The organism is Bartonella capreoli (assembly GCF_902813205.1).
GTDB lineage: Bacteria > Pseudomonadota > Alphaproteobacteria > Rhizobiales > Rhizobiaceae > Bartonella > Bartonella schoenbuchensis.
The window spans coordinates 1-5,225 of the sequence record NZ_CADDZX010000019.1 but is presented as its reverse complement, the minus strand read 5'-3'; the positions used below and the strand labels follow the sequence as shown (position 1 = coordinate 5,225).

The 5,225-nt window shown below is 36.2% G+C and carries 5 protein-coding genes; all 5 read right to left on the bottom strand.

Annotated elements, in window-relative coordinates; translation table 11 throughout:
- The coding region (locus tag J7R05_RS06675) for a pyrroline-5-carboxylate reductase (protein ID WP_208541703.1) at positions 1 to 781 on the bottom strand (781 nt) is incomplete at its 3' end.
- Positions 782 to 1,337: 556 nt separating this feature from the next.
- A complete protein-coding gene (locus J7R05_RS06670; RefSeq protein ID WP_208541702.1) occupies positions 1,338 to 1,706 on the bottom strand; it encodes a YraN family protein in 369 nt (122 codons plus the stop codon).
- A gap of 5 nt (positions 1,707 to 1,711) precedes the next feature.
- Positions 1,712 to 2,599 (bottom strand): 16S rRNA (cytidine(1402)-2'-O)-methyltransferase, encoded by an 888-nt coding sequence (gene rsmI, locus J7R05_RS06665; protein ID WP_208541701.1) that lies wholly within the window; start codon positions 2,597 to 2,599, stop codon positions 1,712 to 1,714.
- A 49-nt stretch (positions 2,600 to 2,648) separates the two neighbouring features.
- On the bottom strand, positions 2,649 to 3,350 hold the full coding sequence (pyrF, locus tag J7R05_RS06660) for an orotidine-5'-phosphate decarboxylase (protein WP_208541700.1): 702 nt from the start codon (positions 3,348 to 3,350) through the stop codon (positions 2,649 to 2,651).
- A gap of 67 nt (positions 3,351 to 3,417) precedes the next feature.
- Complete coding sequence (locus J7R05_RS06655) at positions 3,418 to 4,512, bottom strand: Mrp/NBP35 family ATP-binding protein (RefSeq protein ID WP_208541699.1); 1,095 nt, start codon at positions 4,510 to 4,512, stop codon at positions 3,418 to 3,420.
- Positions 4,513 to 5,225 lie beyond the last annotated feature (713 nt).

The following is a 5,225-nucleotide window of genomic DNA, read 5'->3' as shown; positions in this document are numbered from 1 at the left end:
GTAACATTTCAATTCTTTGCAAAGTAGTTTCAAGGGCCGTTATTAAAGCAGCCTGCCCGCCTTGGTTAGAAAAACAATTTGATAAAAGTTCATTTGTTCCCCCCTTAGTTGAAAATTCTTGTCCAAGAAGTGCAAAATCAATAGGCATTGAACGATGAGCTTTTGTGTTTTTGCACATTTTATCAGCAAGATTTCCAAACATCATAGTAAGAAAATCTGCTGACTGAAGTTTTTCTATTCCTTGTGTCACCAACCATTGATGTGCCGTTTCTATAAAATTAAAGTACACTCCCATAAGTGATCCAGCTGTCATAAAAAGATTAAACTGATCTTCGCTTTCAAGCACCAATGTGCCACCTAACTTGTCAAACATGGCACGTAAAAATGGATGATCGGGATAGATTGGTGTTAAATTTTTGCATTCTGCTACAAAAGGAAGAGGGATAGCACGATGAACTTTATGATTTATCCATTTCTCAACATCTGCTGCTCTCGCCATTGCAAGTACAGAAACAACAAGTTGTTCTGGGTGAAAACGAAGAGGGCATAATATTTCTTCAGCAACTTGATTGCGTAGACAAAGGAAAACACAATCACTACTGTCTAACAACGCTTGGTTGTTTTCAGCAATTATGACTTTATCATAATCACGAGAAAGACGTTGTGCTATTTGTGTATTGCGTGGTGAAACAATAATTGAATGCACTTCAAAAGCGCTAGCTATTACGCCATCAATCATTGCAGCGCTAATTGTACCTGTTCCCAAAAAGCCAATTTTCATTCCGTTCCTCATTTTCACAATTTAAAGTGGATCTCAAATCAGCTCTTAACATATTTTACTGTTATTGATTCACGAATAGTTGATAATAAATATTCTTAAAGACTTCAGTAGACTACCCGCAATGTAAGTAAGGCCATTATTTCCCTATAATCCAGACAAAGCAAAATATGATTTAAGTCATAAAGACTATAAATTTGCATCTGTATAGCATTATTCCAAAATTAAGATACGCATTTTGCCACTGAGCACAATTGCTTTCCTCGGGTAATGAAAGGAAAGAGCTCACATGAACGAGAAATAGAACGTGCCATAAAGCTCCTGACTCTATGAAAGGTAGAAATTTACATTAAATAAACAAATGTAAAAAACACTCATTTTATAGTTTCCAAAACAGTTAACGCATTTTATTTGCGTCTAAAAGTTTAAAAAGAAGCAACGCAATAAATAGGGAAAATAATTTAAAGCTTATCAAATAAAACTACGAGATATTTTTCTATGTATATGCACACAAAAACAAAATATTTTTAGCTGATATAATAAAACAGCGTAGAAAATTTTATCTATGAGACTCAATAAACGCTGGAATATGACGTGGCCAACGCCACGGTAAAATTGCAATTAAATCAAAGCGCACACATAAAAGAGAGTAATCTTTTTGTCGTGCTAACCAAACATTAGCCGCCGATATAATGCGTTTTTCATTTACCTGACAAACTGCAGTCATTGCTTCAGTTAATGTTGAACGTGCTTTCACCTCAACAATTAAAACAAGATTTCCACGCCGCGCAATTAAATCAATTTCCCCACATTTTGTTTTAAAACGCATTTCAGCAATATGAAACCCTTTCAAACGCAACCACCAAGCTGCCCACTTTTCAGCTCGAATACCTTTATAAAAGGATTTTCTCTTATGCTTTTTTTGCATAAATTTCATCCTCCCTTTAAAAGGGTTGATCGTTGGAAAAGTTCTTGTTTTTTTAAGCCTGTTTTTTTTGCAACTAAAGCAGCTGCTTTTGCCGCTGGATGTATCTTAAGTAATTCTAGTAACATCGCATCAGTTTCTTGAGTACTCATTTTCTCTAAAGATGCCGTTGCTTCTCCAACGAGCACAACAATTTCTCCACGAATACGAATTTGTTTTCCATACTTCTCAACTAAGTTTCCTAAATTGGAGACATCTATAGTTTCAAATTTTTTTGTTAATTCACGGCATATTGCAGCTGACCGGTCAGCTGTGAAAATAGTAACCATATCTTGCAAAGTTTCTACAAGACGATGAGGTGATTCATAAAACACTAAGGTCGTAGATATCGATTTTAATTGTTCCAGTCGCTTTCGGCGCTGTGTTTTCTTCGCACTTAAAAAACCTGCAAAGAAAAAACTATCTGTAGGAAACCCCGTTGTTATAATAGAAGCTAAAAGAGCTGATGCACCAGGAATTGGAACGATTTTGTAACCAGCTTTACGTGCCTCTTTTACTAATTTGAATCCTGGATCAGAAATAAGTGGTGTCCCAGCGTCTGATACAAGAGCCACTGTTTTATTTTCTGCCAAAGCTTCTAATAATTTTACCCCTGCTTTTTGTGCGTTATGCTCATGATAAAGAAATGTTTTTTTCTGAATGCCATAGTGTTCTAACAAAACACGTGTTACCCGTGTATCTTCACAAGCTAAAATATCGACTTGTGCAAGAACTTGTAAAGCACGAATAGTTATATCTGCAAGATTTCCGATAGGTGTCGCCACTAAATAAAGCGCTGGTTCTATAACTGGTGCACAAAAAGCATGAGAACCTATAAAATATACTTTTTCACTCACACTCTTTTGCATATCCAATGCTTTCTCTACAAAACTTTAGCAAATAACCTTATGAACAATCGTTAGACATTTCTGCCAAAATTTTCTTTGTTGCAACCAAAGGATCAACAGCTTGAATAATAGGCCGTGCCACAACAAGATGGCTTGCGCCAGAATCCAATGCTTTTCTTGGTGTCATAACCCGTTTTTGGTCATTCTTATCACTCCCCTGAGGGCGAATCCCCGGCGTTACTAATGCCATATCAGTTCCGATAACTCTTCGCAAAGCTTGTGCTTCAAGTGCTGAAGCAACAATGCCACCCATCCCTGCTTCTCGAGCTTGCTCAGCTCTTTTGAGCACTAATTTTGGGGGAGTGTCTTTATAACCAGCATTTTTTAAATCGGCCTCATCCATTGATGTTAAGACTGTCACCCCCAGCAAACATAAATCACTTCCTTTAGCCGCTGTAACAGCTGCTTTCATTGCTGTTGGATATGCATGAATCGTCAGCATTGAAACACCTAATTTTGCAATATTTTCTACAGCTCTAGCAACGGTATGATCGATATCTAACAATTTCATATCGAAAAACACTTTCTTTTGCGCTTGAATAAGATCTTTAGCTAATTCCATTCCACCAGAAAAAAACAACTGATAACCGATTTTATACCAGCTGACACAATCACCCAATTGCATAATCAATTTTTCTGCTCGTTTAATATCCGGAACGTCTAACCCCACAATCAGGCGTTCACGCATCATAGTTACCATTAAAACATTCCCTTATATTTTAGGATTACTTTACCTTAAGCGAGACTTTACTCAAAAAACAATGAAATTAAGAAAATCTTCCCTTTATTTGATGAACAATTGTACGGTAAAGATTGGCATGCCTACCTTCCGGCTCAGCAACAAAAATTGGCACTCCACCATCTGAAGAAAATCGAAAAGTTGCATCAAGTGGCACTTCTGCCAAGAAAGAAATATCTCGACTTTCTGCTTCTGTGCGCACAGTACCATGGCCAAAAATATCATAGCGTTTTCCCGTATCAGGCGCAATAAAGTAGCTCATATTTTCAATAAGCCCCAGAATGGGGACTTTGACTTTTGTAAACATTTCTACAGCTTTGCGTGCATCAACTAACGCAAGATCTTGCGGAGTAGAAACAATCAGCGCACCCGTTAACGGCACTTGTTGAGCTAGTGTTAATTGTGCATCCCCTGTTCCAGGTGGCATATCAACTACCAAAACATCGAGAGGCCCCCATAAAACATCTCTTAATAATTGAGTTACAGCTGCCATCACCATAGGACCACGCCACACGATTGGTTTTTCCTCTTCAACTAAAAAGCCCATCGACATTAATTTAAGGCCAAACTTTTCAACAGGTTGAATTTTTTTGCCATCAACCAATTGCGGTTTTTGATTTACAAGCCCTGTTAAACGTGGCAGAGACGGACCATAGATATCTGCATCCATCACCCCCGTTTTAAAACCAGCATCCTGTAAAGCCAAAGCAATATTTATTGCCATTGTGGATTTGCCAACTCCTCCCTTTCCAGAAGCAACAGCAACGATATGCCGTACATTTTCTATCGGCATTTTCATAGGCAATGTATTTACTTTACGCTTCTGCATAGAAAAAGCTGCATTTTTGTCCGTTTGAAAAAATGTTGGCGATTGTTTTTCTTCCGTAAGCGTGACAACAACTGCTTCAACTCCACCCATAGCACACACTACTTTTTCAGCAGCGCGGCGTAATGGTTCTAGTTCTTGTGCACATTCACGGGGAACCGTAATGGAAAAGAAAACCTTACCACCTGTAATGAATATTTCTGAAAGCAACCCAAGCGATACAATATCGCTTTCAAAATTTGGTCCTTTAACTTTACGCAGTGCTTCACGAACAGCTTCACGTGTGACAGGAACCACACTCTTTCCTCTCTATACAAGATGCTAGATAATTTAGCAATAAAGAGAAAAAATATTCACGTCAATCATCTTAGTATTTTCTTTGTTAAAAGTTACAAAATTTCAGTGTAATATTAATATATAGTGTCTCTTTCAAAATGCCAATTTAAGATACAAAATCAATTCTATACGACAAATTCTAGAATAGAAAATGCATTGCAAAATTTCATTACAAATACCTATTCCATGTTTATTCTACGATTTTTTTTACACACCTCTGCAAATAACCCAAAATTTGAAAACCTTATTGATATTATAATGCGCCATTCTCTCCTTATTTTCAATTTTTAATCATTCACTCGCAGCATAACAAAATAACTACAAATTATCCTATCACGCCTCACATTTCTTTAATGTGATTGTCAATAGAACTATGCTTAATTTCTGAGAAAAGAAGTTTAATTCTGTTAATTAGAGCATGTATCATGTATTAAGAAAATAATGCTAAATGTATCTATGCTTTAAAAATTGTATGCATTAGTGGTACAAATCAAAATTTTTACCTGAATAAAAATTGTATTTATTAAAATATCGGGGTTTTTAGTTTTTTTCAGAAAAATAATAATTTTACTTACATTGAGAACAATAGTTACTGAAACCTAAGGATTCATCATCAATTATTCATTAAATCAATAATAGTAAATATGCTTGAGAGCAAAGAATTGAAATGTTAT

Coding starts and splice junctions, on each gene's coding strand:
- J7R05_RS06670 (WP_208541702.1), bottom strand. CDS start 1,706: ATGCAAAAAAAGCATAAGAGAAAATCCTTTTATAAAGGTATTCGAGCT.
- pyrF (WP_208541700.1), bottom strand. CDS start 3,350: ATGGTAACTATGATGCGTGAACGCCTGATTGTGGGGTTAGACGTTCCG.